The sequence below is a fragment of the Phyllobacterium sp. 1468 genome (assembly GCF_031455525.1).
Taxonomy (GTDB): Bacteria; Pseudomonadota; Alphaproteobacteria; order Rhizobiales; family Rhizobiaceae; genus Phyllobacterium.
This window is the reverse complement of sequence record NZ_JAVDSX010000002.1, coordinates 587,684-613,732: the sequence shown is the minus strand read 5'-3', so window position 1 is coordinate 613,732 and position 26,049 is coordinate 587,684. Positions and strand designations below refer to the sequence as shown.

Annotated in this window: 25 protein-coding genes, 1 tRNA gene and 1 riboswitch; of the genes, 20 read left to right on the top strand and 6 right to left on the bottom strand. The window is 57.3% G+C overall.

Features of this window, described 5'->3' with window-relative positions; all coding sequences use genetic code 11:
- Window positions 1-95 precede the first annotated feature (95 nt).
- The 3 genes from J2X72_RS08390 to J2X72_RS08380 all read left to right on the top strand — a co-directional run bounded on the left by J2X72_RS08390 (window position 96) and on the right by J2X72_RS08380 (window position 3,664).
- The gene (locus J2X72_RS08390; protein ID WP_310070646.1) at window positions 96-749 is read left to right on the top strand and encodes a TetR/AcrR family transcriptional regulator; all 654 of its coding nucleotides are present in this window, start codon (window positions 96-98) and stop codon (window positions 747-749) included.
- A gap of 25 nt (window positions 750-774) precedes the next feature.
- On the top strand, window positions 775-1,794 hold the full coding sequence (ilvC, locus tag J2X72_RS08385) for a ketol-acid reductoisomerase (RefSeq protein WP_310070643.1): 1,020 nt from the start codon (window positions 775-777) through the stop codon (window positions 1,792-1,794).
- 217 nt (window positions 1,795-2,011) lie between these two features.
- Window positions 2,012-3,664, top strand: coding sequence for a hypothetical protein (locus tag J2X72_RS08380; protein ID WP_310070640.1), 1,653 nt, complete (start codon window positions 2,012-2,014; stop codon window positions 3,662-3,664).
- Here the strand turns inward: J2X72_RS08380 and J2X72_RS08375 are convergent.
- Window positions 3,633-3,971: a BA14K family protein gene (locus tag J2X72_RS08375; RefSeq protein WP_310070637.1), complete on the bottom strand. Its 339-nt coding sequence runs from the start codon at window positions 3,969-3,971 to the stop codon at window positions 3,633-3,635. The two genes, J2X72_RS08380 and J2X72_RS08375, sit on opposite strands and share 32 nt — an antisense overlap.
- A 135-nt stretch (window positions 3,972-4,106) precedes the next feature.
- Here J2X72_RS08375 and J2X72_RS08370 point away from each other — a divergent pair, with 135 nt between their 5' ends.
- The 4 genes from J2X72_RS08370 to J2X72_RS08355 all read left to right on the top strand — a co-directional run bounded on the left by J2X72_RS08370 (window position 4,107) and on the right by J2X72_RS08355 (window position 7,173).
- The gene (locus tag J2X72_RS08370; RefSeq protein ID WP_310070634.1) at window positions 4,107-5,222 is read left to right on the top strand and encodes an endonuclease/exonuclease/phosphatase family protein; all 1,116 of its coding nucleotides are present in this window, start codon (window positions 4,107-4,109) and stop codon (window positions 5,220-5,222) included.
- 3 nt (window positions 5,223-5,225) lie between these two features.
- Window positions 5,226-5,939 carry an NUDIX hydrolase gene (locus J2X72_RS08365; protein WP_310070632.1) on the top strand — a complete coding sequence of 238 codons (714 nt, stop codon included), beginning with the start codon at window positions 5,226-5,228 and terminating at the stop codon, window positions 5,937-5,939.
- A gap of 158 nt (window positions 5,940-6,097) precedes the next feature.
- Window positions 6,098-7,015: a PhzF family phenazine biosynthesis protein gene (locus tag J2X72_RS08360; RefSeq protein WP_310070629.1), complete on the top strand. Its 918-nt coding sequence runs from the start codon at window positions 6,098-6,100 to the stop codon at window positions 7,013-7,015.
- An 82-nt stretch (window positions 7,016-7,097) separates the two neighbouring features.
- Window positions 7,098-7,173 (top strand) — tRNA-Lys (locus J2X72_RS08355).
- A 65-nt stretch (window positions 7,174-7,238) separates the two neighbouring features.
- Here the strand turns inward: J2X72_RS08355 and J2X72_RS08350 are convergent.
- Both J2X72_RS08350 and J2X72_RS08345 read right to left on the bottom strand, forming a co-directional pair.
- Window positions 7,239-8,762 (bottom strand): arylsulfatase, encoded by a 1,524-nt coding sequence (locus J2X72_RS08350; protein WP_405044665.1) that lies wholly within the window; start codon window positions 8,760-8,762, stop codon window positions 7,239-7,241.
- Between the two features lie 74 nt (window positions 8,763-8,836).
- Window positions 8,837-9,517 carry a GntR family transcriptional regulator gene (locus J2X72_RS08345; RefSeq protein WP_210000598.1) on the bottom strand — a complete coding sequence of 227 codons (681 nt, stop codon included), beginning with the start codon at window positions 9,515-9,517 and terminating at the stop codon, window positions 8,837-8,839.
- A 212-nt stretch (window positions 9,518-9,729) separates the two neighbouring features.
- On the opposite strand from J2X72_RS08345, the gene J2X72_RS08340 reads away from it, so the two are divergent.
- The 8 genes from J2X72_RS08340 (at window position 9,730) to J2X72_RS08305 (ending at window position 19,039) form a co-directional block, all read left to right on the top strand.
- Entirely contained in the window at window positions 9,730-10,857 is a 1,128-nt protein-coding gene (locus J2X72_RS08340) for a sugar ABC transporter substrate-binding protein (protein WP_210000608.1), read from the top strand.
- Between the two features lie 74 nt (window positions 10,858-10,931).
- On the top strand, window positions 10,932-12,473 hold the full coding sequence (locus tag J2X72_RS08335; RefSeq protein WP_310070624.1) for a sugar ABC transporter ATP-binding protein: 1,542 nt from the start codon (window positions 10,932-10,934) through the stop codon (window positions 12,471-12,473).
- A 50-nt stretch (window positions 12,474-12,523) separates the two neighbouring features.
- Window positions 12,524-14,536: an ABC transporter permease gene (locus J2X72_RS08330; protein ID WP_310071049.1), complete on the top strand. Its 2,013-nt coding sequence runs from the start codon at window positions 12,524-12,526 to the stop codon at window positions 14,534-14,536.
- 11 nt (window positions 14,537-14,547) lie between these two features.
- Window positions 14,548-15,354 carry an SDR family oxidoreductase gene (locus tag J2X72_RS08325; protein WP_210001665.1) on the top strand — a complete coding sequence of 269 codons (807 nt, stop codon included), beginning with the start codon at window positions 14,548-14,550 and terminating at the stop codon, window positions 15,352-15,354.
- A gap of 7 nt (window positions 15,355-15,361) precedes the next feature.
- Window positions 15,362-16,309 carry a 3-hydroxyacyl-CoA dehydrogenase gene (locus J2X72_RS08320; protein ID WP_310070621.1) on the top strand — a complete coding sequence of 316 codons (948 nt, stop codon included), beginning with the start codon at window positions 15,362-15,364 and terminating at the stop codon, window positions 16,307-16,309.
- Window positions 16,306-17,268, top strand: a complete 963-nt coding sequence (locus J2X72_RS08315) for a 3-keto-5-aminohexanoate cleavage protein (protein ID WP_310070619.1) — start codon at window positions 16,306-16,308, stop codon at window positions 17,266-17,268. Before J2X72_RS08320 ends, J2X72_RS08315 begins: the two co-directional genes overlap by 4 nt.
- 9 nt (window positions 17,269-17,277) lie before the next feature.
- A complete protein-coding gene (locus tag J2X72_RS08310) occupies window positions 17,278-18,150 on the top strand; it encodes an SMP-30/gluconolactonase/LRE family protein (protein ID WP_310070616.1) in 873 nt (290 codons plus the stop codon).
- Between the two features lie 10 nt (window positions 18,151-18,160).
- Window positions 18,161-19,039 carry an SMP-30/gluconolactonase/LRE family protein gene (locus tag J2X72_RS08305; RefSeq protein WP_310070614.1) on the top strand — a complete coding sequence of 293 codons (879 nt, stop codon included), beginning with the start codon at window positions 18,161-18,163 and terminating at the stop codon, window positions 19,037-19,039.
- A 147-nt stretch (window positions 19,040-19,186) separates the two neighbouring features.
- On the opposite strand, the gene J2X72_RS08300 is transcribed toward J2X72_RS08305, so the two are convergent.
- The 3 genes from J2X72_RS08300 to J2X72_RS08290 all read right to left on the bottom strand — a co-directional run bounded on the left by J2X72_RS08300 (window position 19,187) and on the right by J2X72_RS08290 (window position 21,162).
- The gene (locus J2X72_RS08300; protein WP_210000622.1) at window positions 19,187-19,537 is read right to left on the bottom strand and encodes a hypothetical protein; all 351 of its coding nucleotides are present in this window, start codon (window positions 19,535-19,537) and stop codon (window positions 19,187-19,189) included.
- A gap of 115 nt (window positions 19,538-19,652) precedes the next feature.
- Window positions 19,653-20,234 carry a histidine phosphatase family protein gene (locus J2X72_RS08295; protein WP_310070610.1) on the bottom strand — a complete coding sequence of 194 codons (582 nt, stop codon included), beginning with the start codon at window positions 20,232-20,234 and terminating at the stop codon, window positions 19,653-19,655.
- 37 nt (window positions 20,235-20,271) lie between these two features.
- Entirely contained in the window at window positions 20,272-21,162 is an 891-nt protein-coding gene (locus J2X72_RS08290) for a fatty acid desaturase family protein (protein WP_310070607.1), read from the bottom strand.
- Window positions 21,163-21,489: 327 nt separating this feature from the next.
- Between J2X72_RS08290 and J2X72_RS08285 the strand changes: the two genes are divergently transcribed.
- The 5 genes from J2X72_RS08285 (at window position 21,490) to thiS (ending at window position 25,919) form a co-directional block, all read left to right on the top strand.
- Window positions 21,490-21,834 carry a RidA family protein gene (locus J2X72_RS08285; protein WP_112528765.1) on the top strand — a complete coding sequence of 115 codons (345 nt, stop codon included), beginning with the start codon at window positions 21,490-21,492 and terminating at the stop codon, window positions 21,832-21,834.
- A 376-nt stretch (window positions 21,835-22,210) separates the two neighbouring features.
- Complete coding sequence (gene rpsU, locus J2X72_RS08280) at window positions 22,211-22,486, top strand: 30S ribosomal protein S21 (RefSeq protein WP_112528763.1); 276 nt, start codon at window positions 22,211-22,213, stop codon at window positions 22,484-22,486.
- A 126-nt stretch (window positions 22,487-22,612) separates the two neighbouring features.
- Window positions 22,613-22,728: riboswitch (TPP riboswitch) on the top strand.
- 206 nt (window positions 22,729-22,934) lie between these two features.
- A complete protein-coding gene (gene thiC / locus J2X72_RS08275) occupies window positions 22,935-24,755 on the top strand; it encodes a phosphomethylpyrimidine synthase ThiC (RefSeq protein ID WP_310070602.1) in 1,821 nt (606 codons plus the stop codon).
- 4 nt (window positions 24,756-24,759) lie between these two features.
- Complete coding sequence (gene thiO, locus J2X72_RS08270) at window positions 24,760-25,722, top strand: glycine oxidase ThiO (RefSeq protein ID WP_310070600.1); 963 nt, start codon at window positions 24,760-24,762, stop codon at window positions 25,720-25,722.
- Window positions 25,722-25,919, top strand: a complete 198-nt coding sequence (thiS, locus tag J2X72_RS08265; RefSeq protein ID WP_310070598.1) for a sulfur carrier protein ThiS — start codon at window positions 25,722-25,724, stop codon at window positions 25,917-25,919. The genes thiO and thiS overlap by 1 nt, the downstream gene beginning before the upstream one ends.
- Window positions 25,920-26,049 lie beyond the last annotated feature (130 nt).

The window sequence follows — 26,049 nt, the reverse complement described above, 5'->3', positions numbered from 1 at the left end:
ACTGAGAATTTGTCCTGTTTTGGCCTTGTCAAATTCCTTTCACCGTATTAGAACCGCTGCCGTAACGTACGGTACGGTACGGCAGGGAGTTGAAAGTGCAGTTAGCGGTCGACGTTGGCGAGAACGCATTGACGGAGCGTCAGAAGGACGTTCTCGACGCTGCGCTTGCACTGCTGGTCGAAGCGGGAGACGCGCTGACGATGACCAGCGTCGCGCGCCGCGCCAGCTGTTCCAAAGAAAGTCTCTACAAGTGGTTCGGTGACCGTGATGGGCTGCTCACGGCGACTGTTCAATGGCAAGCCTCGAAGGTGAGGGCGGTGCCTGTCAATCCTGAGGCATTCAATCTTGCTTCGCTAACCGCCGGTCTTCAGCGCTTTGCCTCAGATTGGCTGCACGTCCTCTCCGGGACCATTTCCGTGGCGCTTAACCGCGTGGCCGTCGGTCATGCGGGCAGCGACAAGCACGACCTCGGCGTCATCGTTCTCGAAAACGGACCCTTCGCCATGGCTCGCCGGCTCAAGCCACTGCTGCAGCTTGGTCGCGATACCGGTCTGCTGCATTTCAGCGAGACTGATGAAGCGTTTCGTACCTTTTTCGGACTGGTTGTCCGGGACGTGCAAATCCGGTTGCTGCTCGGCGACCGGCTGGAATTGACTGATGCGTCAATCGAGCGGGATTCGCTGCGAGCGACACAACAGTTTTTGGCTCTTTATGGAGCTCAAACGGAAGCGGCCGAAGGTGGCCACTAGGTCTCACATTGGAAGGGATAAATCAATGCGCGTATATTATGACCGCGACGCGGACATCAACCTGATCAAATCGAAAAAGGTTGCAATCATCGGCTATGGTTCGCAGGGGCGTGCCCATGCACTCAACCTGAAGGATAGCGGCGCCAAGGACGTGCGCATCGCGCTTCGCCAAGGTTCGGCAACTGCCAAGAAAGCAGAAGCCGACGGCTTTCAGGTCGTCAACGTCGCAGAGGCGGCCAAATGGGCAGACCTCATGATGATGGCGACGCCGGACGAGCTACAGGCAGACATTTACAAGGATCACATTGCCGACAATATCCGCGACGGCGCAGCGATCGCTTTCGCCCACGGTCTCAATGTGCACTTCGGCCTTATCGAGCCGAAGAAGTCGGTTGACGTGGTCATGATCGCGCCGAAGGGCCCAGGCCACACGGTTCGCGGCGAATACCAGAAGGGCGGCGGCGTTCCTTGCCTGATCGCCATACACCAGGATGCGTCAGGCAATGCACATGACCTTGCCCTGTCGTACGCATGCGGCGTCGGCGGCGGCCGTTCCGGCGTGATCGAAACCAATTTCCGCGAAGAATGCGAGACCGATCTTTTCGGCGAGCAGGTCGTCCTTTGCGGCGGTCTGGTCGAGTTGATCCGCGCCGGTTTCGAGACGCTGGTCGAAGCTGGCTATGCCCCGGAAATGGCCTATTTCGAATGTCTGCACGAAGTGAAGCTGATCGTTGACCTGATTTATGAAGGCGGCATCGCCAACATGAACTACTCGATCTCCAACACTGCGGAGTGGGGCGAATACGTGTCCGGTCCACGCATCATCACTGCCGAAACCAAGGCCGAGATGAAGCGCGTCCTGTCCGACATCCAGACCGGCAAGTTCACCTCCGACTGGATGCAGGAATACAAGGCCGGCGCATCGCGCTTCAAGGCTATCCGTCGCAATAACGACAAGCATCAGATCGAAGAAGTCGGTGAAAAGCTGCGCGGCATGATGCCGTGGATCGGCAGCAACAAGCTGGTCGACAAGGCCAAGAACTGAGATTTGACTTTGGTTGAATAGTAAAAGCCGGTGGAGCGATTCACCGGCCTTTTTTGTGCGGTGACAACACCGTTGCCCTAGTTCGCAAGGCTACTCGCGACGTCATACAGTTCCAGACAAGCTTACGGGCTTAGACGTCGGGAGATCAATCTCGATTGGATGAAAGCGAAATGGACATGAAGCGGCTGGTGAGCGCCAATGGACAAGGGACGCGCCTGTGATCGCATCCGCCTGCGGCGTGGTTAAGCTGCGTCTTTCCCGCGCAAAAAGACGAGCTGCTTGTCTTATCGATCGCGCGGTCCGGGCACTCAATGAAGCTTCGCCGGCAAATCACAACGCCGGAACACTCGCAAAACGCAACTTCGCCTGCTGGTTTCTCGCATTGTTCGCCGTGACGCAGTTTCCGCTCTATTCGGTCCAATACCCAGACATCACAGACTTTCCAAACCATCTGGCTCGAATTCACACATTGATGCAGCTTTCGCAGTCCGGGACGTTGCAGCGCTACTACGAACTTCGCGATCTGCAGATCGGGACCAATCTGGCGATGGAGGTCATCGTACCGGGGCTCGCGAACTTCATGAGCCTTCCGGTCGCCCTGAAGGTCTTCGCCTCGCTTTCAACATTGCTGTTAACCACTGGCGCAGTCATGGTGGGTCGGGCCATCACAGGTCGTTTAAACTACTTGTTGCTCGGCGTATTGCTGTTTGCCAACAATGCGATGTTCCAGCTAGGCCTGTTGAACTACCTCTTTGGCGTTGGTGTCGCCTTCTGGCTGCTATCAGCGTGGATCATCGCGGGTAGGCCCGTCGGAGGTCGTCGTTTGATGGCCTTCTCGGCGGGTTGCGTTGCAGTATATTTGTGCCATTTGAGCGCGCTGGGCATCTACGGTGTCGGCGTCCTCGGCTATGAACTCAGTCTTGCACGCAGCCGGGGCGTCTTCGCATGGCGCTCGCTATTGCTGGCACTGATGCAGTTCGTGCCTGCAGCCACGCTGCACGTGCTGGTATCGTCGAATTCAGCGGGCAGCTATGTACCGGCACCAAGTCCCTACACAGGGGTGGGCATGTCGGTCGTCTATAAGATCGTGCTTGTCTTCCTCGCGCCGGGGGTAGGTATTTCGGGCTATCCGCTCGGCCAGATCGCGATCGGCTTACCTCTGGTCCTGGCGCTCTATTTCAGTTTTCGAGAGGGTGCGCTGCGGCTGGTCACTACAGCACGATGGATGGTAGGACTGCTTGCTATTGCAATCGCCTTGCTCCCGCCCTCCGGGTTTGGATCGAACCTCGTCGACATCAGGCTGATCCCGGCTTGTTGCCTCCTTGCTTGGTCTGGGTTGGAAGCCACGGACCGCGGCAGGTGGGTGGCGCGCGCCGTGCTGGCGGTAATCGCGTCGGCCGTATTTCTAATCAGCCTCGAAACCACTTACGAGTGGGGAATGCGAGATGACGAGTATGGACGGGTCAGAACCGCCTTGCGTCAGGTTTCCGAAGGCTCAAGAATTGCCACGGTTACGCTGGACCAGGGCGAAATCAGGGCCACGTCGATTTCTCCCCATGCTGGCGCCTGGAGCGTCATCGACGGCTCGGCCTTCCTGTCAAATTTCTACATCTGGCCGTTCCAGCCATTTTGGATTGCCTACCGCGAGCCCTATGCCGCATTGGCTGAGCTGGCGCGAACCGACGATCCGGCTGCAGCAACGCCAGCATACGAAACGCTCAAGGACCTTTACGACTACGTGCTGGTCTTTGGTGGAGATGGCGCGGCGCGCCTGCGTTACGCGCCAAATGCCGAGTCGGTATATGACTCGAGGTCGGTCCGCATGCTTCGAACTGGTTCTACAGATCACAGCGTCGGCGCGGTCCAGTGAAAGGCTGATAAGTATTGTCGAAGGCACGGTAGGATTGGTATTGCGCGCGGCAACGCTCAACCTGTGTTCGGCCGGATGGGCCGATGGGGCGATGAACGCGGAAATCATAGCAGCGGGCTGATCCGGTGCAGTCGCGTAAAGCGGGATTGGACGGCGTGCCGCTGCCCGGAATATAGGGCTTTCTCGGGACTGCATCGAGCCCGCGCGGTGCCGGGCGGTAGCCCTGGATTTCCTGTGCGGATACGCTGACAAGCTGGGTTGTCAGAATAAAGCCGAGGGCCGCAAGTATGATCTTCAAGGCTTTCATTCGTTGTTCTTCCCGCTTTGATAACCCCTATATAAGGTTTTGTCGGGTGGATCGCCACTGGTGGCAGCCAGTCAATGGGGCTAGGTTCTCAATCGGAACGTTCCCGTCACATAATTCAAACATTCGAGTTCCCGCATGTCCGTTCGCATCGCCACTTTCAATGTCGAAAACCTCATGAGTCGTTTTGATTTTTCGGGATTCAAGAACAATCTCAACAAGGACCGGACGTTGCAGCTGTTCCAGATAGAAGATGAGGAACAATACCGGCAGCTTGAACAGGGGCGGGCGATTGCCTATGCCGACGACACGCGGCAATTGACCGCCCTGGCGATCGCCGAAACCCATGCCGATATTCTCTGCCTGCAGGAGGTGGACAATATCGGCGCGCTGAACGCCTTCGAGTTTGGATATCTGTTCAAGATGGTCGGCGAGGGCTACCGCCACAAATATATGGTCGAAGGCAATGACAGCCGTGGCATCGACGTGGCTGTATTGATGCGCGATCAGACCCGTTATGGCGAGCCGGTCGAATTTGTTGGCATGACCAGCCATGCGCATCTCACCTATAACGATCTCGGTATTCACAATCCTCAACTTGCCTTGCTCGGCATCGAGCCGCATGAACGTATCTTCAAACGTGACTGCTTGGAAATCGACGTACGCATCGGCGGCAAGCCGCTGACGCTTTTTGTCAGTCATTTCAAGTCGATGGGCTCGCCGCGGAACGGCATGGACGGGCGCGCATCGACCATGCCCGTGCGGGTGGCGGAAGCGACGGCGGTCCGGCGGATCATCGAGAACAAATTTGCGGCAAGCGGCGGTGCGGCTGGCAAGCGCTGGGTGATCTGCGGCGACTTCAATGATTATCGCGAGAGAGTGGTGATCGGCGGGGATTCGTTGGTTGGATATACCTTCGCGCCGGTGAGTGAGCCAATCAGCAGTCTCGACGTTCTGCTGAATGACGGATTTTGCAAGAACCTGGTGGAACGGCGGCCTGTCATGGATCGCTGGACGCTTTATCACACGCGCGGACCAGACGAGCGGCATCTGTGCCAGCTTGACTATATTCTCGCTTCACCGGCGCTCGCGCAGAGCAATGCTACTGCCGTACCCGATATCGTCCGCCGTGGTCAGCCTTACCGGACGATCTTTCCGCCCGATCAGAAGGTGGAGCTTTTTCCGCGTACCGGCTGGGATCGTCCGAAGGCCAGCGACCATTGCCCGGTTTCCGTAACTTTGAGTATGGTTTGAGTAATGCACGAAATTCCAGAGAAGACCGTCATCCCCCTCAACAACGCGGTGATCCGCATCGACAGCGCCCCACTTGAATATGGAATTTCAAATGAGGCGGCAATTGCTGCTGGATGGGTCAGCGCGACGGCAGCCAATCCGGCCATCTTCAATGGGCCATTTTTCATGGCTGAGGAGGCGGGGGTGGCGGACGATGCGTTTCAGGCGCGATATCATCGCACGCGATTTGCCACGATGATGCATTGGAAAGCCGATGCAGGAAACGTGAAGCCCTGGCATATTTTCGCCGTCGGTGTGATCGTTTCGGCGGATAACAAGCTGATCGCCGGGCGTATGGCCGCTTCGACATCGGCAGCCGGCCGCATCTATTTTCCGGCGGGTTCGTTCGACGAAGAGGATGTGGCGGGCGACCTCATCGATATTGACGGCAACATGCACCGGGAAGTCGAAGAGGAAACTGGCGTCAGGCTCTCAGGGGCCGGAAGGCGTGACGATCAGCTCTATCTCGTCACTGCCAGCCGCAGCATCGCCTTGTTCCGGCGTCATTATTTCGATGCCAGTGGAGAGGAACTGCTGGAGCATATCCGCGGCCACATTGCTGCCGAGGAGGATTCCGAGCTCGACGACATCACCGCGATTTCCGCTGCAGGAGAAATGGGCGAGGCGACACCCTGGACGTTTCGTACATTTGCCGACTGGCACTTTCGCCAGGGCTGAGGTCCGTACTGAATGTCACCGTCACAAGGTTTGACTTGTACGGACACTGCCTTACTCTATTTTCTCCGCTCCAGGTTGCGTTGATATTGACGCCGTGACGGCCTGCAACGCCGTGTCGGGATCGCAAATCTCAACGCAACCCAACCAGGAGAAAGCAAATGGCCGGTCGCTACTACGAGGTCTACGACGTCTTCACCGACGAGGTGCTGGCCGGCAATCCGCTGGCGATCGTGCACGATGCCGACGGCCTCGACGATATCGCCATGCAGCGGATCGCGCGCGAGTTCAATCTTTCCGAAACTGTGTTCGTGCTGCCTGCAAAGAACCCCGCGCACACGGCATGGGCGCGTATTTTTACACCCGACTATGAAATGCCGTTTGCTGGACACCCGACCGTCGGGACCGCAGTGGCCCTGGCTCAAAGTCGATTTGGCGAAGTCAAGGGTACGCAGGATGCACTTATCATCCTGGAGGAGCAGGTAGGTCCCGTCCGCTGCGGTGTCAAACTAAGTGAAAACGGCGCCTTTGCCGAGTTTGATCTGCCGAAGCTGCCGCAGGAGGTTCCTTATAAATACGACAAAATCGCCATCGCCAATGCATTGCGGCTCGAGCCAAAGGAAATCGGCTTCGAGAACCATGTTCCGAGTATCTGGGATGCGGGCGTACCTTTCATGCTGGTGCCGGTGCATGGACTTGAAGCGGCGGGGCGCATCGTTATCAATCAGATCGCGATGAAGGACGTGGCGCCGACGATCGGCCATCGCCAGCTGCCGGTCTATGCCTATTGCCGCGAAACGATACTGCATGACAGTCATTTTCACTCACGCATGTTCGTGAGCGATGAGGGCACCTATGAAGATCCGGCGACGGGTTCTGCGACTGCAGCGTTTGCCGGTGCAATTCATGCGTTCGACGAACCGCTGGACGGCATCCTGCGCCTCTCGATCGAACAGGGATATGAAATGGGAAGGCCATCACGACTCCAGCTCGAGCTGGACATCGTCGACCAGAAGCTGACCGGGGCGCGCATTGGAGGTTCGGCAATCAGGGTCGCGGAAGGCCGGCTGTTTGTATAGGTCATAAAGTTTTCAAGAAGGGCTGGACAGGCAAGATTTGCCCCGTTATAGAGCCCTCACTTGTCGCCGCCAAACGGCTGACGGGCACATAGCTCAGTTGGTAGAGCAGCTGACTCTTAATCAGCGGGTCGTAGGTTCGATCCCTACTGTGCCCACCATTTTAAACCAGCATCTTAGACGATTTTGTTAAAGATGCTGGTTTCCTCCTCCCGTCTCTTGTCGTTCAACCTCTCGGCATCATCGACTCCACGATCTGGTCCACTGTGAAGCTCGCCGCCTTCGCACGTGGCGGGAACTCCTTGAAGGTTTGCAGCCATTCGGCAACCATAGCCTGTGCGGCATATTGCAGGGGTACATGCTCGACAAACCACTGCGCGTAATAAAAATTGCTCTCTTCGCCACGCTCGAACGGATCGGAACGAAGATCGAAGAGCTTGGGTATACGCATCTCCGACAAGGGTTCCCGCCAGACATCGAGCCCTTTGCTCCTCTGCTCGTTGAACACCATCTTGTACTGGTTGAAGCGTAGCGCCATCAGTTCGCCATCGTCACTCCAGTAGATAAAACCCTTGCGCGGGGACTCTTTCTCTTTTCCGGCAAGAAATGGCTGAAGGTTGAAGCCGTCGAGATGCACCTTGAAGGTCTTCGCGCCGATTTTGTACCCTTTTTTCACTTTTGCGACGAGGTCGGGCTCGCCCGCGGCGGCAGCAAAAGTCGGGATGAAATCCTGCAGCGAACAGATGTCATTGATGACACGGCCAGGCTCGATGACTCCCGGCCAGCGCATGACACAGGGAATACGCCAGCCCCCTTCCCAATTGGTGTCTTTCTCACCCCGGAAAGGTGTTGCACCACCATCTGGCCAAGTCACGACCTCGGCGCCATTGTCCGTTGTGAAGACAACGATGGTATTGTCTGCGACGCCGAGCTTCTCGAGCTTGTCCAGCAACTGGCCGACATAGCCGTCCAGTTCCACCATCCCGTCCGGATAGAGGCCATGCCCCGTCTTGCCGGCAGACGATGGCTTGAGATGCGTGAAGACGTGCATGCGCGTGGTGTTCATGTAGCAGAACCAGGGTCCACCTTCCTTGGTCTTGCGCTCCATGAAGTTGAGTGCCGCCCCTACAAACTCCTCGTCCACCGTTTCCATTCGCTTGCGCGTAAGCGGACCAGTGTTCTCAATCACCTGTTTGCCGACCTTGCCGTATTTTGGATCGACGGTCTTGTCGTCCTTGTCGGACGCCTTGCACCTGAGGACACCGCGCGGGCCGAACCTTTCGCGAAACTTCGGGTCCTTGGGATAGTCCGTGTATTCGGGCTCTTCCTCCGCGTTGAGGTGATAGAGGTTGCCGAAGAACTCATCAAATCCGTGCACTGTAGGCAAATACTCATTGCGGTCGCCTAGATGGTTCTTACCGAATTGACCTGTCGCATAGCCAAGGTTCTTCAGGAATTGGGCAATCGACGGATCCTCCGCGCTGAGACCGAGCGTCGCTCCAGGCATACCAACTTTCGTCAGTCCCGTTCGGATCGGTGCTTGTCCAGTGACGAAGGCAGCTCGTCCGGCAGTGCAACTCTGCTGGCCGTAGAAATCCGTGAACATGGCGCCTTCGCGCGCGATACGATCGATGTTGGGTCTCCGGTAACCCATGATACCATGGTTGTAGCAGCTGACATTGAACCAGCCGATATCGTCGGACATTATGAAAAGAATATTGGGCTTGTTGGGTTTCGGTGCCTTGGCCATCGCTATTCTCCCGGTTGCGGGCGAGATATTAGCTACGTCGGTGATGCCAAGAAGTACGTAACAGTTACAGATGCTCAGCTTACCAAATCCACGAGCACATCATAGGCGGCATCGATATCGGCCTGAATGGCTATTTTGACCGCCTCGCCATCGTGAGCGCATAGCGCGGTGAACATGGACTGATGGTGCTCGTTGGCTTTGGTGTAATTGCCGGAATCATGCAGCATGTTGAAGTAGGGGCTGACCTGCAGCCAAAGATTCTCGATGATGTTGAGAATGCTTTCCGACCCGGCCGCCCGGTAAATCGAGAAATGGAACGCGTAGTTCGCTCGCAGGTATGATTTGATATCGCCGGAGGCGTTGGCTTTCTCCAGTGCTTTCAAAAGCGAGCGGAGCGTCGCGAGCTCACCGTCCTCGATGCGCTCGGCGGCCCATTTGCCGGCAAGCGCTTCGATCTCGATACGAACATTGCGCAGGTCCGTGAGCTTGGCGCGGCTCAACCGCGGTATGCCGATGGAGCGCCCGGAAACCACGGTCAGCGCATTGGCCGCTGTCAGCCGCCGCAAAGCCTCCCGCACCGGCATCGCGCTGACGCCGAAGGCATCTGCAAGGCTTTGCACAGGGACCATCTCGCCCGGAACGATGCCGCCTTCGAGTATCAGGCTGGCAATCTGGCGATAGACGCGGTCCTGCAGCGTCTCCTTGGAAAGCGGGAGAATTTCCACACCTGGTCTCTTGTAACCGGCTTCGGCCATCGTTCACCTTTTTCGCGGTGGGTGCTTTTACGCGGAATGCAGCGTCCACCGCAGCGCGTCAAGCGTTTCTGCTTATCTAACAAATCTTATGCACGATCAATGGTTTTTCATCATTGATCTTTGATCAAATGGTGCTACGGTTGGCTGAAGGAACGACGAGGGGGAAGAGGAGCCCCCTCGGAGATGTTTTCCTGTGTCAGGGAGGAGATATAATGGGAATTGGATCAATCATCCGGCGCGCTGCTGCTTGCGCGTGCATTGCGTCAAGCATGGCTATGATCGGGCATGCCGACGCGGCCGAAAAACACAAGATTTTTCTGAGCATGAGCTTTATCGGCAATGACTGGCAGGCCGAGGCAGCCAACATGGTCAAGGCCATGGCTGCCCACAAGAACTACGCTGACAAGGTGGATTTGCAGGTCCAGGTCGCCGGCCCCAATGCGCAGCGGCAGATTCAGCAGATAAACGCCATGGTCCAGGCAGGTGCAGAAGCGATCGTCATTTTCCCGATTTCACCGACCGCACTCAACCAGGTCGTCAAGAACGCGTGCGATAAGGGTGTCAAAGTATTTGCCTATGATGGCGAGATCACCGAGCCCTGCGCTTACAACATAGCGATCGATCAGGAAGAGGCCGGCCGCGTGACGGCGGAATGGCTGGTCAAGAAGCTCAATGGCAAGGGCAATATCATCGCGATTACCGGCGTGCCGGGAACGTCCGTCGACAATCTTCGTACCAAGGCGGCCAAGGAGGTCTTCGCCAAACATCCCGATATCAAGATCGTCGGTGAAGCGGTTGGCATGTGGAGCCAGGCTGTCGCGCGCACGGAACTTTCGAAGATCCTCGCAACCCGCAACTGGGACGACATTAACGGGCTTTGGATGCAGGTCGGCTGCTTTACCGCAAATTCGATGCAACTCGAAGCTGGCAAGAAGCCCGAACAGCTTCTTCCATGCGCAGGCGAGGGGTCGAATGGCGGCCGTATCCAGATGCTGCCGGCAGGAACCGAAGCAGAGGGTGCGACAGCTCCCTATGCACCCATGGGCGCGCCGCGCATTTCCTATGCATCGCCGCCATATTCGGGCGCACTGGCGCTGAAGCTCGCCGTCGATGCGATCGAAGGCAAGGAAGTGCCGAAGAAGACTGTACTGCCGCTGCCTCTCGTAACCAACGAGACCATCAAGCTCTGCCAGGAAGGTACGTGGCAGGAAATGAAAGACGGTTGCAACGCATTCAAACCGTCCATCGTCTCCAATCCAGGCTGGTTTGCTTCGATCTTCTCGGAAAAAACGCCGGAGATCGGTCTCAACGCAGCATTGGTCGGTCAGCCTGAAAACTGAGGGTATGCTTGCGCGGAGCGTCTTTCGTTCCGCGCAACGTTTCCAATCCCGATCAATTGAGCAGGACCGGTGGGATGAATTCACCATTCGAACAATCCGCCATTGAAGTGACCGATATTCGCAAGGCGTTTGGCGCCACGGTTGCCGTCGATGGCGTATCCTTCCGCATCGAGCCTGGTAGCACCCATGCTTTGCTCGGCGAAAACGGTGCGGGCAAATCAACGATCGTCAAATTGCTGTCGGGACTGCTGCGTCCCGACGAGGGGCACATATCGGTCTTTGGCGAAAGAGCAGCGCTCAATGCCCCAAGGGCAGCGCATGCGCTCGGCGTCCAGACTGCGTTTCAGGAAATGACGCTGGTCAAGGATTTGACAGTGCTCGACAATATGCTGATGCCCTATGCGCCGATGGGCCTAACCGGCATGATCCGCCGGTCTGCGGCGCGTCAAGCCATAGCGCAGCATTTGCAGGAACTCGAGTTTGTGGTCGATCTCGATGCTGAAGTCGGCACGCTCGACCTTGCCATCCAGCAAAAGATAGAAATTGCCCGTGCGCTTTACCGCAAGCCGCGGATTCTTCTCCTGGACGAGCCAACATCGACGCTTGCGGGCAGCGACGTCGAATGGCTGGGCCGGATCATCGCCAAACTGAAGGCTGCAGGGACCACCATCGTTTTCATCACGCATCGCATGCGCGAGGTGCGCGCTTTCTGCGACACGCTGACGATTTTGCGCAACGGCCGCCACATAACCACCTGCGCTGTCGCCGCAATCACCGACGGCCAAGTCATCGAGAGCATTGTCGGGCGATCGATTGCCCAGACTTTCCCGGCGAGGCCGAAAAGCGATGCCGCATTTGGTGCTCCCGTGTTGGGCGTCCGCAACTTGCGGTCCGGCCACAAGTTGCGGGATGCGAGTTTTGATTTGCGGAAAGGCGAAATCCTTGGCATTGCCGGGCTGCAGGGCATGGGTCAACTCGACCTCTTCCTGACTTGCTTCGGCATGACGCAGGTATCCCACGGCGATATCCTTGTCGATGGGCGCAGGGTCCGGTTTGGCTCGCCTGCAGATGCGCTCAAGCCCAATATTGCCATTGGGCTGGTGCCTGAAGACCGAAAGACGGAGGGCCTGTTCCTGAAGCTCAGCGGAACGCTCAATGCGTCCTTGCCGGTGATCGACAGGTTTTCACGATTTGGACTGATACAAAGTGATCTGGAAAGCCAAGCCGTGCGTTCTGCCTTCGGCACCGTCGAGGTCGACCAGCGCGCGCTCTGGACCAGGGCAGGAGCTTTCTCTGGAGGCAATCAGCAGAAGATCGCAATCGCCAAATGGCTTGTCGCTCAAAGCCGTATTCTGCTGCTGTTCGATCCCACCCGCGGTATCGATGTCGGCACCAAGCACGAACTTTATGTCATGATGCGCAACTTCACCGACGCCGGTGGTTCGATCCTCCTGCATTCGACCGAAATTCCCGAGCTCGTGCATTTGTGCGACCGGGTTCTGGTCCTTTATGACGGGCGGATTGCAGCATCGCTGTCGCGCGATGAATTGACCGAAGCCTCGATCATGCGGCCAGCGCTTGGCCATGACAGCGCAGCAAAAGAGGCCGCAGAATGACGATGCTGACCTCGACCTCAACGAGCCGCAACTGGACGTCCCTGTTCAGCATGTCGCCTGAACGGCGCAGCGTACTCATAGCCATAGCCGTATTTCTTGGCCTGCTTGGTTTGGTGGATTTTGTCAGCAGCGGCCCCCTCAGCTATTTCGACATTTCGTTTCTTTCAAGCGGCGGAGCAACGTCGGCCGTTGCTGCAATCGGACAAACGATCGTCGTTCTTTCCGGTGGTTTCGATCTGTCGGCCGGGGCGGTGATTTCTCTGGTCAATGTGGTGTTGGCGCAAGGCATGGACCCGGCTGCGGCACAGACAAGCGTTGTTTATTGGACCTGTGTCGGTATCGGCGTTGGCATGCTGACCGGGGCTTTCAACGGCGTTTTCATCGCATTCTTCCGGTTGCAGCCCATCGTGGTCACGCTGTCGACCATGTTCATCATCCAGGGTTTGACGCTGCTGGTAATGGACAAGCCCGGTGGCTTCGTCGCGCCTGACCTCGGGACTTTTTATTTGGGTGATGCCATACCTGGCTGGCTGCCCATGCCGCTGGTGGTGATCGGCGTGGTTCTGCTCGCCTGGCTCTGGCTGAAAAACACGCGGTTCGGTACCGCGATCTATGCGGTCGGCAGCGATCCTGATGCGGCTGCCGCTATTGGTGTGAAGGTCAAGCTCACCAAATTCCTGGTCTATGTCATTGCTGGCGGCTGCTATGGCCTGGCTGGCGTTTTCATCAGCGCCCAGACGGGTAGCGCCGATCCGCTGGTGGGCAATCCGCTGCTCCTGTCGATGTTTGCGGCAGTGGTCGTTGGTGGCACGCGTCTGGGTGGCGGACGCGGCGGGCCGCTCGGCACCGTCTTCGGCGCCTATATTCTCATGATGGTCGTGAACATTCTCCTCGTTCTGAATGTGTCGGCCTACTATTCGACCATTGCTGAAGGAACCATCCTGATACTTGCGGTACTGGCAGGATCGATCTCACACAGTTCGACCCTTGCCAAGCAATTGCGCGGCGCGCGGGCCCAGTTTAGCGCCTGGCGCCAGGGCCTGCTGCCGTCGCAGCTCGACCGCACTGACCGGCGGATGAAAATGCCGTCGTCGGTCGCGGGCAAACCGGTAGCGTCGTCATTCCTTTCACGCCACAGCGAGACGATCCGTTATGCGCTGCCGGCATATTTGTGTCTGCTCGCCGTTGTCATAGTGACTCAACTGTGGCTTGGCCGGGCGATCCTGAACCCGACCTACTGGAACTCGCTGGCGGTCCTGTCCACCTTCCTTGCCATACTGGCTTTGGGGCAGGGTACGGTGATCCTGACCGGGGGGCTCGATCTGTCCGTTCCCTGGACCATCGGCATAGCGGGTATCCTGTTGGCGGGTATCGTCAATGGTTCCGACGCGGCGCTCGTCTACGCTTTGCCCGCGGTTCTTCTCATTGCCTGCCTTATAGGTCTCGTCAACGGCTTAGGCATCGTCGTGCTCGGTATATCGCCCATCGTCATGACCCTGGCTATGAATGGCATCCTGCAGGGTTTCGCATTGGTCTATTCGCAAGGAACGCCAGCGGGATTCTCGTCACCGATGCTCCGCTGGTTCATGACCGGGAAGATATGGATTGTCACGCCGGTCGTGCCGTTCATGGTGCTGTTTGTGATTGCCGCCGTATTCCTGCTCGGCCGAACAGCCTTCGGACGCAGGGTCTACGGTATCGGCAATGGATTACGGGCGGCCCAGCTCTCTGGCATCGCTGTCGGTCGTACGCTCATTCTTGTCTATGTGCTGTCCGGTCTTTGCGCCGGGCTGGTCGGGGTTTTGCTCACCGGCTTTTCGGGCCAGGCAAGTCTTGGGATGGGCGATGACTATCTGTTGCCGTCCATCGCGGTGGTCGTTGTCGGTGGAGCCCTGATCACCGGCGGTCGTGGGCATTATCTCGGCATGCTGGGAGGAGTGTTGCTGCTCACCGCGCTGCAAATGTTTCTGGCCGGCACAACATTACCCTACGCTACGCGGGCGATCCTCTTTGGCCTTGTGGTGCTTGGTGCGGTTATGGCGCTTCGTGAGAAGCGGTCTTAGGAGGACAAATGATGAATAAAATAGCTCCGGCATCTGCAGAAGAATTCTTAAGTGGTTTGCGCGATCAGAGAGTGCTGGTCACGGCGGGGGGCTCCGGTATCGGCTATGCGATTGCCGCTACACTTTCGAGGCTTGGCGCGCGTGTCGCGATCTGCGATATATCCCAATCGCTGCTGAACGAGGCGCAGAATAGCGTTTCTCTGGCTCATGCGACGTTGGCCGACGTTTCGCGTGAACAAGATGTCGACCGCATGTTTGAGGAAGTTTCTTCTTCGCTGGGTGGTCTCGACGCGCTCATCAACAATGCTGGCATTGCCGGCCCGACTGGCGGTGTCGATGAGATCAATACCGAGGACTGGCGCCGTTGCATCGACATCTGCCTGACCGGGCAGTTCCTTTGCGCGCGGCGCGCCGTACCCATGCTCAAGGCATCAGGAGGCGGGTCGATCGTCAATATGTCATCTGCGGCTGGCAAGCATGGCTATGCTTTTCGCACACCATATTCGGCGGCCAAGTTCGGCGTGATCGGCCTTACCCAAAGTCTCGCCAAGGAGCTCGGGCCGCATGCGATCCGCGTGAACGCAATCCTGCCAGGCATTGTCGAGGGACCGCGTATTGAAAATGTCATCAGCAACCGGGCCAAGCAACTGGGTATCTCGCACGAGGAAATGACAGAGCGCTATCTCGAGAATGTTTCGTTGCGCCGCATGGTCAGCCCCTACGATGTCGCGACGATGGTCGCCTTCCTGCTTTCAAATGCGGGGTTGAACGTTTCGGGCCAGTCGCTCGGCGTCGATGGCAACGTCGAAACTCTGTGAGGTAGCGATGCAAAAGACAACGATCATCGGCAGCGGTTTCATCGGCAGAGCATGGGCCATCAGTTTCGCCCGCGCAGGCTATCAGGTGAGCCTTTGGGATCAGGCGCCGGAAGCAGTGGCCAAGGCTCGCGGCTACATAGCAGATGTGCTCGCCGACCTCGAGCGCAACGACCTGCTGAACGGGCATTCACCGGAAGCGGTTTTGTCGCGCATCGTGGCCGAGACGGATCTGGTGAAGGCGCTGCAAGGTGCAGTTCACATTCAAGAAAATACACCGGAAAATCTCGAAACAAAGATCAAGGTGTTTTCACTTCTCGATGAGAACGCCGATGCGTCGGCCGTCATCGCGAGTTCGACATCGGCCCTGCTTCCTTCGAAATTCACAGAGCACCTGAAAAACCGCCAGCGTTGTCTTGTCGTTCACCCGATCAACCCGCCATATCTCATTCCTGCGGCCGAAGTTGTACCGGCACCGTGGACCTCGGGCGAGGTCGTGGAACGGACCCGCGCGTTCTTGATTGCCGCGGGACATGCGCCGCTGGTCATGAAGCGCGAACTCGACGGATTCATCATGAACCGCATGCAGGGCGCCCTTCTCGAGGAGGCCTTTCGGCTGGTGGCCGATGGGTATGCGACAGTCGAAGATGTGGACATCGGCATTCGTGACGGACTTGCCCTCCGCTGGTCGTTCATGGGTCCATTCGAGACGATCGATCTCAACGCACCGGGAGGTGTGCGCGACTATGTCGAGCGCTATCAGATAATCTACGAGCGGCTGTTTCCGCAGATGCAGCGCCGCGTCGACTGGGCGGGCGATGTCCTGAAAACTGTAGAAGCGGGACGGCGCGAAAAGCTGCCGCAGGAGAAGCTGGTTGATCGCCAGGTCTGGCGAGACCGCCGCCTCATGGCGCTTGCGGCGCACAAGAAGAAATCAACGCAGGAGTTCGGACAATGAGCGAGACGACACGAGTGACAAGTGGTTCGAGCACAAAAGGCAAGGTCATCATAACGTGCGCCATAACCGGTGCGATCCACACGCCGACGATGTCACCCTATCTGCCGATCACGCCCGACGAGATAGCGAACGAAGCGCTTGCCGCAGCAGAGGCGGGTGCTGCGATCCTGCACCTTCACGCGCGCGACCCGGAAACCGGCAAGCCAGACCAAACCCCGGAGGCATTCGCCAAATTCCTGCCGCGCATCAAGCAGAACACCAATGCTGCCATCAATATCACCACCGGTGGCAGCCCTTACATGAAGGTGGAAGAGCGGGTGAAACCGGCGGCAACCTTCAAGCCCGAGGTGGCTTCGCTCAACATGGGTTCGATCAATTTCGGACTCTATCACCTTGTCGACAAATACAAGGAGTTCAAGTTCGATTGGGAGAAGCCGCATCTGGAGGCGACCCGCGATCTGGTATTCCGCAACAGTTTCAAGGATATCGAGTATATTCTTGCGACCTGCTACGACAACGGTACGCGGTTCGAGTTCGAGTGCTACGACATCGCGCATCTCTATAACCTTGCGCATTTCGCCGATCGTGGATTGGTAAAGCCGCCATTCTTCGTGCAGTCGGTTTTTGGCCTTCTGGGCGCAATCGGCACGCATCCCGAAGATGTAGCGCATATGAAACGCACTGCGGACCGGCTTTTTGGCGAGAATTATCGCTGGTCGGTGCTCGGAGCTGGATCTAGCCAGCTTCGCATTGCCGCCCAGGCAGCCGCGCTGGGCGGTAATATCCGCGTTGGCCTTGAGGACAGTCTGTGGGCGGGCAAGGGCAAGCTGGCGAAGTCCAATGCCGATCAGGTTCTGCTCGCACGCAAGATCATCGAAGGCCTTGGCATGGAAGTGGCGACGCCGGACGATGCGCGCGCGATCCTTGAACTCAAGGGCGGCGACAAGGTCGCGTTTTAGGAGATTTCCATGCTGCGGATCGAGGTTTTCAGCGAAGATCGCAATCAACTGGGCGAAGGCCCGCTTTGGGACGTCGAGGAACAGCGTTTGTACTGGATCGATTCCTACGCTCCTGCAGTCTATTCCTGTGATGCCACAGGCGGCAACCGCAAGAGCTGGAACCTGCCCGAACCGGTCGGCTCGCTGGCACTGCGCGAAAAGGGTGGCGCAATCGTTTCATTGCGCAACGGATTTCATACGCTCGATTTTGAAACGGGTGCTGTCGAGCTGCTGCATGAGACCCACCCAGGCGAGCTTCGACCGCGCCTAAACGATGGAAAGGTCGATCGTCTGGGGCGCTTTGTTGCCGGTTCGATGGATTTCGAGGAACGCGACCCGGTGGGAACGCTCTTTCGCCTCGATCCTGATCTTTCGCTGCACACGCTCGATACGGGCATCATTTGCTCGAACGGGCCCTGTTTCAGCCCGGATGGAAAGACACTCTACTTCGCGGACAGTCACAAAAAAGCGATCTACGCGTACAGCTATGACACCGCGTCGGGCACGGTCGGGTCGCGGCGCGTATTTACCAGCTTCGGCGATCTGCGCGGCTATCCTGATGGCGCGACTGTCGACGCGGAAGGATATGTCTGGAGCGTTGAAGTCTATTCCGGACGGCTTATCCGGTTCGATCCAAACGGTGTGATCGACCGTATTGTCGGCCTGCCTGTGCAATCGACGACGAGCATCACCTTTGGCGGACCGGATCTCGATATCGCGTACGTTACGTCGATGGCCCGGCCCTTCAACAACCAATACCACCGCGAGCGCGAGGCCGGCTGCATGTTTGCCGTGCACGGCCTTGGCGTGCGCGGTGTGCCGGAACCGCGTTTCAAGGGATGAGGGAGGTAATATGAAAATCGATGTGGTGGTGGACGTAAAGACCACGCTGGGCGAGGGCCCGTTGTGGGACGTCGAACAACAGCGGCTTTACTGGATCGACAGTTTTGATGGCCGCGTATTTCGTGCGACGGCCGATGGCCGGGAAATCCGCTCGTGGGATGTCCCCATGAAGATCGGCTCGATGGCGCTACGCAAGGATGGAAATGGCGCCATCGTGTCACTGGCGCGCGGATTTCATCTGCTCGATTTCAAGACAGGCGATGTTGAACTCATCCATGACCCGGAGCCGGACAAGTCGGCAAACCGCATCAATGACGGCAAGGTCGACAAGCAGGGAAGGTTTATTGCGGGCTCCATGGACACGATGGAGAGCGGTCCGAACGGCGCGCTCTACCGTGTCGACCCGGACCTCAGCGTGCATAAGCTCGACGATGGTATCATCGTTTCGAACGGCCCATGCTGGAGCCCCGATGGAAGCCTGTTCTACTTCGCGGATTCGTGGTCGGGCGAGATATGGGTTTATGACTATGACCAGACGACGGGAAATGTGTCCAATCGCCGGACATTTACCAAGATCGACACATCGAGAGGCGGTGCCGCCGATGGCTCGACGGTCGACGCGGAAGGCTGCCTTTGGAATGCGCAGGTCTATGACGGCAAGGTCGTTCGCTATCGGCCCGACGGCACCGTCGACCGCGTCATCGATATGCCGGTGAAAAAGGTCACCAGCATCATGTTCGGCGGCCCGGATCTGGACATTATCTACGTGACATCCATGGCAAAGCCGCCCTTGCCAAGATTTCCGGGAGATGGTGTCTTGCGCGGCAGCCTTTTCGCGATCACCGGGCTTGGCATCAAAGGTATACCCGAGCCGCGCTTTGCAGGCTGAGTATCCGGACTTCAAACAATACTGCGCCGCGTTACTCTGCAGAAGAAAACGGCCATAATTAACGGCAGAAATCCAGGTTAAAACGTCACTCGCATGATGATTCTTGCCGGCAGATCAGGCACTGCCCCAGGGTGTGCGGCCATCCGCTCAATACTTCTCGGCTGAGTCGTCCTCGTCGCCGGAATTGCCCTCGTTCTCGCTCAAGGCCGCCGCAATCTGTCCAGCGGTCACCCTTTCACGCATCGTTGGCTTGGAGCAGTCCTCGGTGATGTCCCTGAACTCGAGACTGATTTCCCGGTTGGCGGCGACGGCTGCGATGAGATCTGGATCGCGCATGCCCCGGTCAAAAAACATCATGACATTTCGTGCCAGGCGGTTGGCGCGCGGATCGGTCTTTGGTGACCTTTTCAGCAGCGCAGACGCTTGCGCAAAGGCATGCTCCATTATCTGCCAATCAGCGGACGAATAGGTCAGTTCTTCGGTTCGAGAAAAAGGCATGGTTCCCCCAAAAGTCCAGCCGCCTCGTCACGTAATCAGATGATCATGCGCATTTCAATGGATATAACTGCCTGAGAAGGCGTGGCGCCCGAATCCCTCAATCAGTGGAACCCAGTCACTTTTGATTCCACCTTCTTATGACCGGTTCAGTGAGGTCGTGTTCGTAGCCGAGGATACTTATGCTCGCCGTATCGAGGACAAAGAGTTCACCGGCTTCAGGTAGTAATCCGAGCCAACGCGCCGCAAGAACTCTCAAGAAATGAGAGCTCGAAAATATCAGGATCGTGCCATCGGTTTGGCGGAGCTGGCCAACGGTCAAATCCGCCCGTGCGCCCACATCCGATGTCAGTTCGCCCTGCGGACAGCCATCCCGGAACAGACGCCATCCGGGGCGTTCGGCGAGAATTTGTTTCGTCGTCAATCCCTCATACGCCCCGTAGTCCCACTCTGCCAATTCTGCCTTCGTCACCGCCTGCGAGCCAAATCCTGCAAGCGCGCAGGTTTTAGAAGCGCGTTGTGATGGACTTGACCACACAGCGGAGAAAGTCAGGCCCGACAGACGGGCAGCGATGTGGCGCGCGGCCTCTTCCCCAGCGGGCGTCAACGGTATGTCCGTACGTCCCGTGTGCCTGCCGGAGACACTCCATTCTGTTTCTCCATGGCGAACGAGATAGGTCTCCGGAAAAGCACTGCTCATATGGACTCCTTTTGATGATGCACGTCGAGCTGATCTTTTAACGGATCTGCTCAATGTATTTGGCGTGGAACCGGACGTAGCCATTCTCGGTCTGCTTGAGCTCGGTCTCGATCAATGCATGGAATTCCGGCAGTCGGTAGAAAGGAACAGTCGGATAAGCATGGTGTTCGGCATGATAAGGCATGTTCCACGCGAGTTTGCGCACTAGCCAAGTCGTGGTGGTTGTCCTGCTGTTCTCGAGCATGTTGGCGACATAGGGGCAGCGGCCGTGCTCGGCCAGAAGATAGATGCGCAGGAAAGGCTGTCCAAATATCGCCGGCAGGACCCATACATACAGAAGGACTGCCGTCTGCAGGTAAACGGAGACAGCGATCATCAGGGCATAGACCGCAATCATGATCTGTGCCTCGCTGCGAACCTTCCGGCGACCTTTTGCCGGCACGAATGTATCGCTGCAACGTCCCGAAGCGTTTATCACAAGCGTCTTGATGTGGCTCCACCAGACGGGAATGCCGGACAGGTGCACGAGGTATTGCCGCATGGTTTCCGGCTTGAGGGACATCAGCTCAGGATCGTTCTCCGGATCCTGAGTGAAGCGGTGGTGGGCCAGGTGAAAGTAGCGAAACCAGTCCGAGGGCAGGACAAGCAGGACGCTACAGACGCGGGCAACCCAGTCGTTCAACCACTGCGTCCTGAATGGCGTGCGGTGGATTGACTCGTGTATGAGGGTAAACAGGAACACGATCAGAATCCCTTGCAGGATCATCAAGAGCGGCCAAAGGGGTATCCGCACGGCGATCAACCATCCGAGCAGAATGATCGAGCCCCAATGGAGGGCGAGTTGAAGGAGGCCAGCACGGTCCGATTTGGTGGTCAGACGATTGCGCTCCTCCGACGTCAATGATGCAATGACAGTCCGGTGATCCATTTGGCAATGATAAGCGAACGGAGCACTTATTTATATAACTTCTCGAACGTCTAGATATGAAATTTGACTCTACGGTATGTGGCAAATAGTGTGACGCCGAATCGACTGTTATTGACGTTCGTTGCTGATGTTGCGCGCCGTTACGGGCAGAAAATAATTCAAAATCAAAGCGCTGTGATATTAAAATAATCGTAGTGCTCAATCAGCGGGTCTAAGGCTTGATCTGCAAACCACGCTACCATCCTTTGAAAACGGGGCCGCATCGGCCCTTTTTCATGCACGCAAGGCAGGCATTAAGTTGCCAGCACATCATTAGAGGAGATTTCCATGAGCATTCGCCGTATTGAAGTTGGTCCACGCATGAGCCAGGTCGTAATCCACGGCAACACGGTCTATCTCGCTGGCCAGGTCGGCAGCCCAGGCAAGAGCGTGACGGAGCAGACCAAGGATGTCCTGGCTTCGATTGACCGCTTGCTCAAGGAAGCCGGCACCGACAAATCCAAGCTGTTGCAAGCCATCATCTGGCTCGATGACATGAAGGATTTCGGCGAGATGAATGCGGCGTGGGATGCGTGGGTCGATCCGGCAAACACACCGGCACGCGCAACGGGCGAAGCCAAGCTTGCAACGCCAGAATACAAGGTCGAGATCATTATCACTGCCGCGATCTAGAGCTGTCGATGTTCATGCTCTGACAACCTGCAATTGGCGGCTTTCTCCACTCCGGTGTTCGAAAACCGCCATTTTCGGCGCTTCATGGCAGGAATCTTGAAAGCCCTTGGAATCTATTTTGGTTGGGTTCTGGATAGTCAGCCTGAAGCCGACTGAAATAGACACGGCACAAAAATTATCCCTGCCTAGTGACCAGAATAGTTGGCGTCGTAGCAGGAATACTCAAGTAAATTGCTTGAGCGCACTGGATTTTTGGCGCGGAAATGCATAAAGTCCGCGCTTCTCCGGATTGCCGTAGTGGCAATTCTTCAAACGCTTGTCTGATTGTGGCTCATTTCCTTCCGCAAGGCGAGACAAGCATGGGTAAGGAAAACGATTGCAAGTTCTCGTCCGTGATAACAATGTTGAACAGGCCCTTCGGGTCCTGAAGAAGAAGATGCAGCGGGAAGGTCTCTTCCGCGAAATGAAGGCGCGCCAGGCTTTCGAAAAGCCATCCGAGCGTCGTGTCCGTGAAAAAGCAGAAGCCGTTAGCCGTGCCCGCAAGGCTGCACGCAAGCAGGCTCAGCGCGAAGGCCTGTTGCCAGGTCCGAAGAAAAAGGAACGCGTTGCCCGCCCAGCCGGCAACAATGGCAGCGATTACAACAACCGTTAATTTTTGTGACCGGTCATCCGGTTATAATTAGACGCGACAGAACCCGCATGGTCCAGACCGTAGCGGGTTTTCGTTTGTCTGGAGATGGACCTGCTTGACAACTGCGTCAACAGCGGGTCACATAAACACATTCACCAGGGGAGTCCCGACAAGGGGCTGAGATACTGCTGGCTTTGCAGCGCAGTGACCCGTTGAACCTGATCCAGTTCATACTGGCGTAGGGACGGTGCAAAAGTCTTCGCGTGGAGTGTCTTGGCACTCGGTCTCTATTCAGACTCGCGAACTCCTTTCATCCTTCCGGCACAGAACTGGGTTTCCACGCACTTGCTGCGCCGTGCGTCCACTTGAATGGACGCATAAGGGGCGCAGCAACACTTTTAATGGCTCGTGATCCTTATCCGAAAAGGAAGCGCTTTTTGGGGTCATGAGCGGGCAAAGGAACCTGATGATGACCGTTTTTAATCCAACTATTTCAAACACGCCGAGCGTTTCGACAGGTCCACTGCCTGCGTCGAGCAAGATTTACAAAACCGGGCGTTTCCATCCTGACATCCGCGTGCCCATGCGCGAAATCGCCGTTCACCCGACTGCCGGTGAGCCCAACGTTGCGGTTTATGATTCCTCAGGTCCGTATAGCGATCCGACGGCAGTTATCGATATCGCCAAAGGCATCCCGCGCGTTCGCGAACGCTGGCTCGCCGCGCAGAATGATGTCCATCGCTATGAAGGGCGCAGCGTTATCCCGGCGGATAATGGCTTCGCCACGGGCGAACGGCTGACGCCGGAATTTCCCATCCGCCACAATCCATTGAAGGCCAAAGACGGCAAGGCCGTTACCCAGCTTGCTTATGCACGGGCAGGTATCGTCACGCGAGAAATGGAATATGTCGCGATTCGCGAAAATCTGGGCCGGGAGAATGCAAGGAATGGTGGGGTGCGCGACGGCGAATCGTTCGGTGCATCAATCCCCGATCACGTGACACCGGACTTCGTCCGCGAAGAGATAGCGCGGGGCCGCGCGATCATTCCTGCCAATATCAATCATCCCGAGCTTGAGCCGATGATCATCGGGCGCAACTTCCTGGTCAAGATCAACGCCAATATCGGCAATTCCGCAGTGACGTCCTCCATGGCCGAGGAAGTGGAAAAGATGGTCTGGGCCGCGCGCTGGGGCGCGGACACGGTGATGGATCTTTCCACCGGGCGCAACATTCACAATATACGCGAGTGGATTATCCGGAATTCACCGGTGCCGATTGGTACGGTGCCGCTCTATCAGGCACTGGAAAAGGTCGATGGCATTGCGGAGAATCTCACATGGGAGGTTTATCGCGACACGCTGATAGAACAGGCGGAGCAGGGTGTGGATTATTTCACGATCCATGCCGGCGTGCGATTGCACTACATTCCGCTGACCGTGAACCGCGTCACGGGCATTGTCTCGCGCGGCGGTTCGATCATGGCCAAGTGGTGCCTGCACCACCATCGCGAAAGCTTCCTCTATGAGCATTTCGAGGAAATCTGCGATATCTGCCGCGCCTATGATGTCAGCTTTTCACTGGGGGATGGTTTGCGGCCCGGCTCAATCGCCGATGCCAATGATGCGGCGCAGTTTGCCGAACTCGAAACGCTTGGCGAACTCACGCAGATTGCGTGGGCAAAGGATTGCCAGGTGATGATCGAGGGCCCCGGTCACGTGCCGATGCACAAGATCAAGGAAAACATGGACAAGCAGCTCGCAGTTTGCGGCGAGGCTCCGTTCTATACGCTCGGACCGCTGACGACGGATATTGCGCCGGGCTATGATCACATCACGTCCGGCATCGGCGCAGCGATGATCGGCTGGTTCGGGACGGCGATGCTTTGCTATGTGACGCCGAAAGAGCATCTGGGCCTGCCGAACCGCGACGATGTTAAAGTCGGCGTGATCACCTACAAGATTGCCGCTCACGCTGCTGACCTTGCCAAGGGACATCCCGCGGCTCAACTGCGTGATGACGCGTTGTCACGGGCGCGTTTCGAGTTTCGCTGGGAGGACCAGTTCAACCTGTCGCTCGACCCGGAAACGGCGCGTCTCTACCACGATGAAACATTGCCCAAGGAAGCGCATAAGGTGGCGCATTTCTGCTCGATGTGCGGGCCGAAGTTCTGTTCCATGCGCATCTCGCACGACATCCGTGCCGAGGCGCAAAAGGAAGGCATGGCGGCCATGGCGAAGAAATTTCGCGACGGCGGCGACCTATATATGCCGTTGAACACAGGCGCCTGACAGAATGAACGTTCTCGTAAAGGGTGCCGGCGTGGCCGGGTTGTCGGTCGCCCATGAATTGATGTCGCGCGGCGCCCGTGTGACGGTGCTCGATCCGCAACCGGCCAGCCCCGCGGCGGCATCCTGGTTTGCGGGGGGAATGCTAGCACCCTACTGCGAGCGGGAAAGCGCTGAACAGGTGGTTCTTGAGCTCGGGCTTGGTGCCGCAGACTGGTGGGAAGCGGCGCTACCCGGCTCGGTGACCTGCAATGGTACGCTGGTCTTGGCGCCAATCCGCGACGTCAGGGAGCTTGAACGCTTCGGCTCGCGAACATCTGGCTTTGAATGGGCTGACGATGACGCGATTACAACGCTGGAGCCGGACCTTGCCGGGCGCTTCCGCAAGGGATTGTTCTTTGAGGGGGAAGCGCATCTTGACCCCCGACGCGTGTTGATCCGTCTTGCGGCGAAATTGGCGGAAGCTGGGGTAGTATTTGAAACTGATCCGGTGCGAACCGCGACAGCTGGTTTTGATTGGACCGTTCAGTGCACCGGCTATTCCCGCGACGATCAAACCATACGCGGCGTGCGCGGTGAAATGCTGGTCCTGCGGACCGCTGATATCTCCTTGTCACGTCCCGTCAGGCTCGTTCATCCGCGCTTTCCAATCTATGTCGTGCCGAGGGCGGATCATACGTTCATGGTGGGCGCAACAATGCTTGAAAGCGACTCGGTCGGTCCAATCACCGTGCGCTCGATGATGGAATTGCTAAACGCGGCTTATAGCCTGCACCCCGCCTTCGGCGAGGCCGAGATTGTCGAAACCGGGGTGGGCATTCGTCCCGCCTATCCGGACAATCTGCCCCGTGTCGTCCGCGAGGGTAACACCATCAGCATCAACGGGCTTTACCGACACGGTTTCTTGCTTGCCCCGGCGATGGCCATGCTGGTGGCGGACATGGTTTCGAATGAAAGGAGAGCACACTGATGAAACTGTTCGTCAACGGAGAACCGCATGATGTTGTGGCGCAATCGCTCGATGCTCTGCTTGCCGAACTGGAGTTCGAAGGTGAATGGCTGGCGACGGCATTAAACGGGGAACTCGTGCGGTCACTGGAACGTCAAGCTTGCCTTTTGAACGAGGGCGACCGGATCGAAATACTTACTCCACGTCAAGGAGGCTAGGGCCTTCCATGCTTGGATGGAAGCGTTCTGCCGGAGGGAATTTGGTTCAAGGTCAAGGGATTTGGCGAGGCCGATGTTTACCCATCGGAGGAAGCCGAAGCCCGAAGGAATTGGGCCAAATTCACCTGGC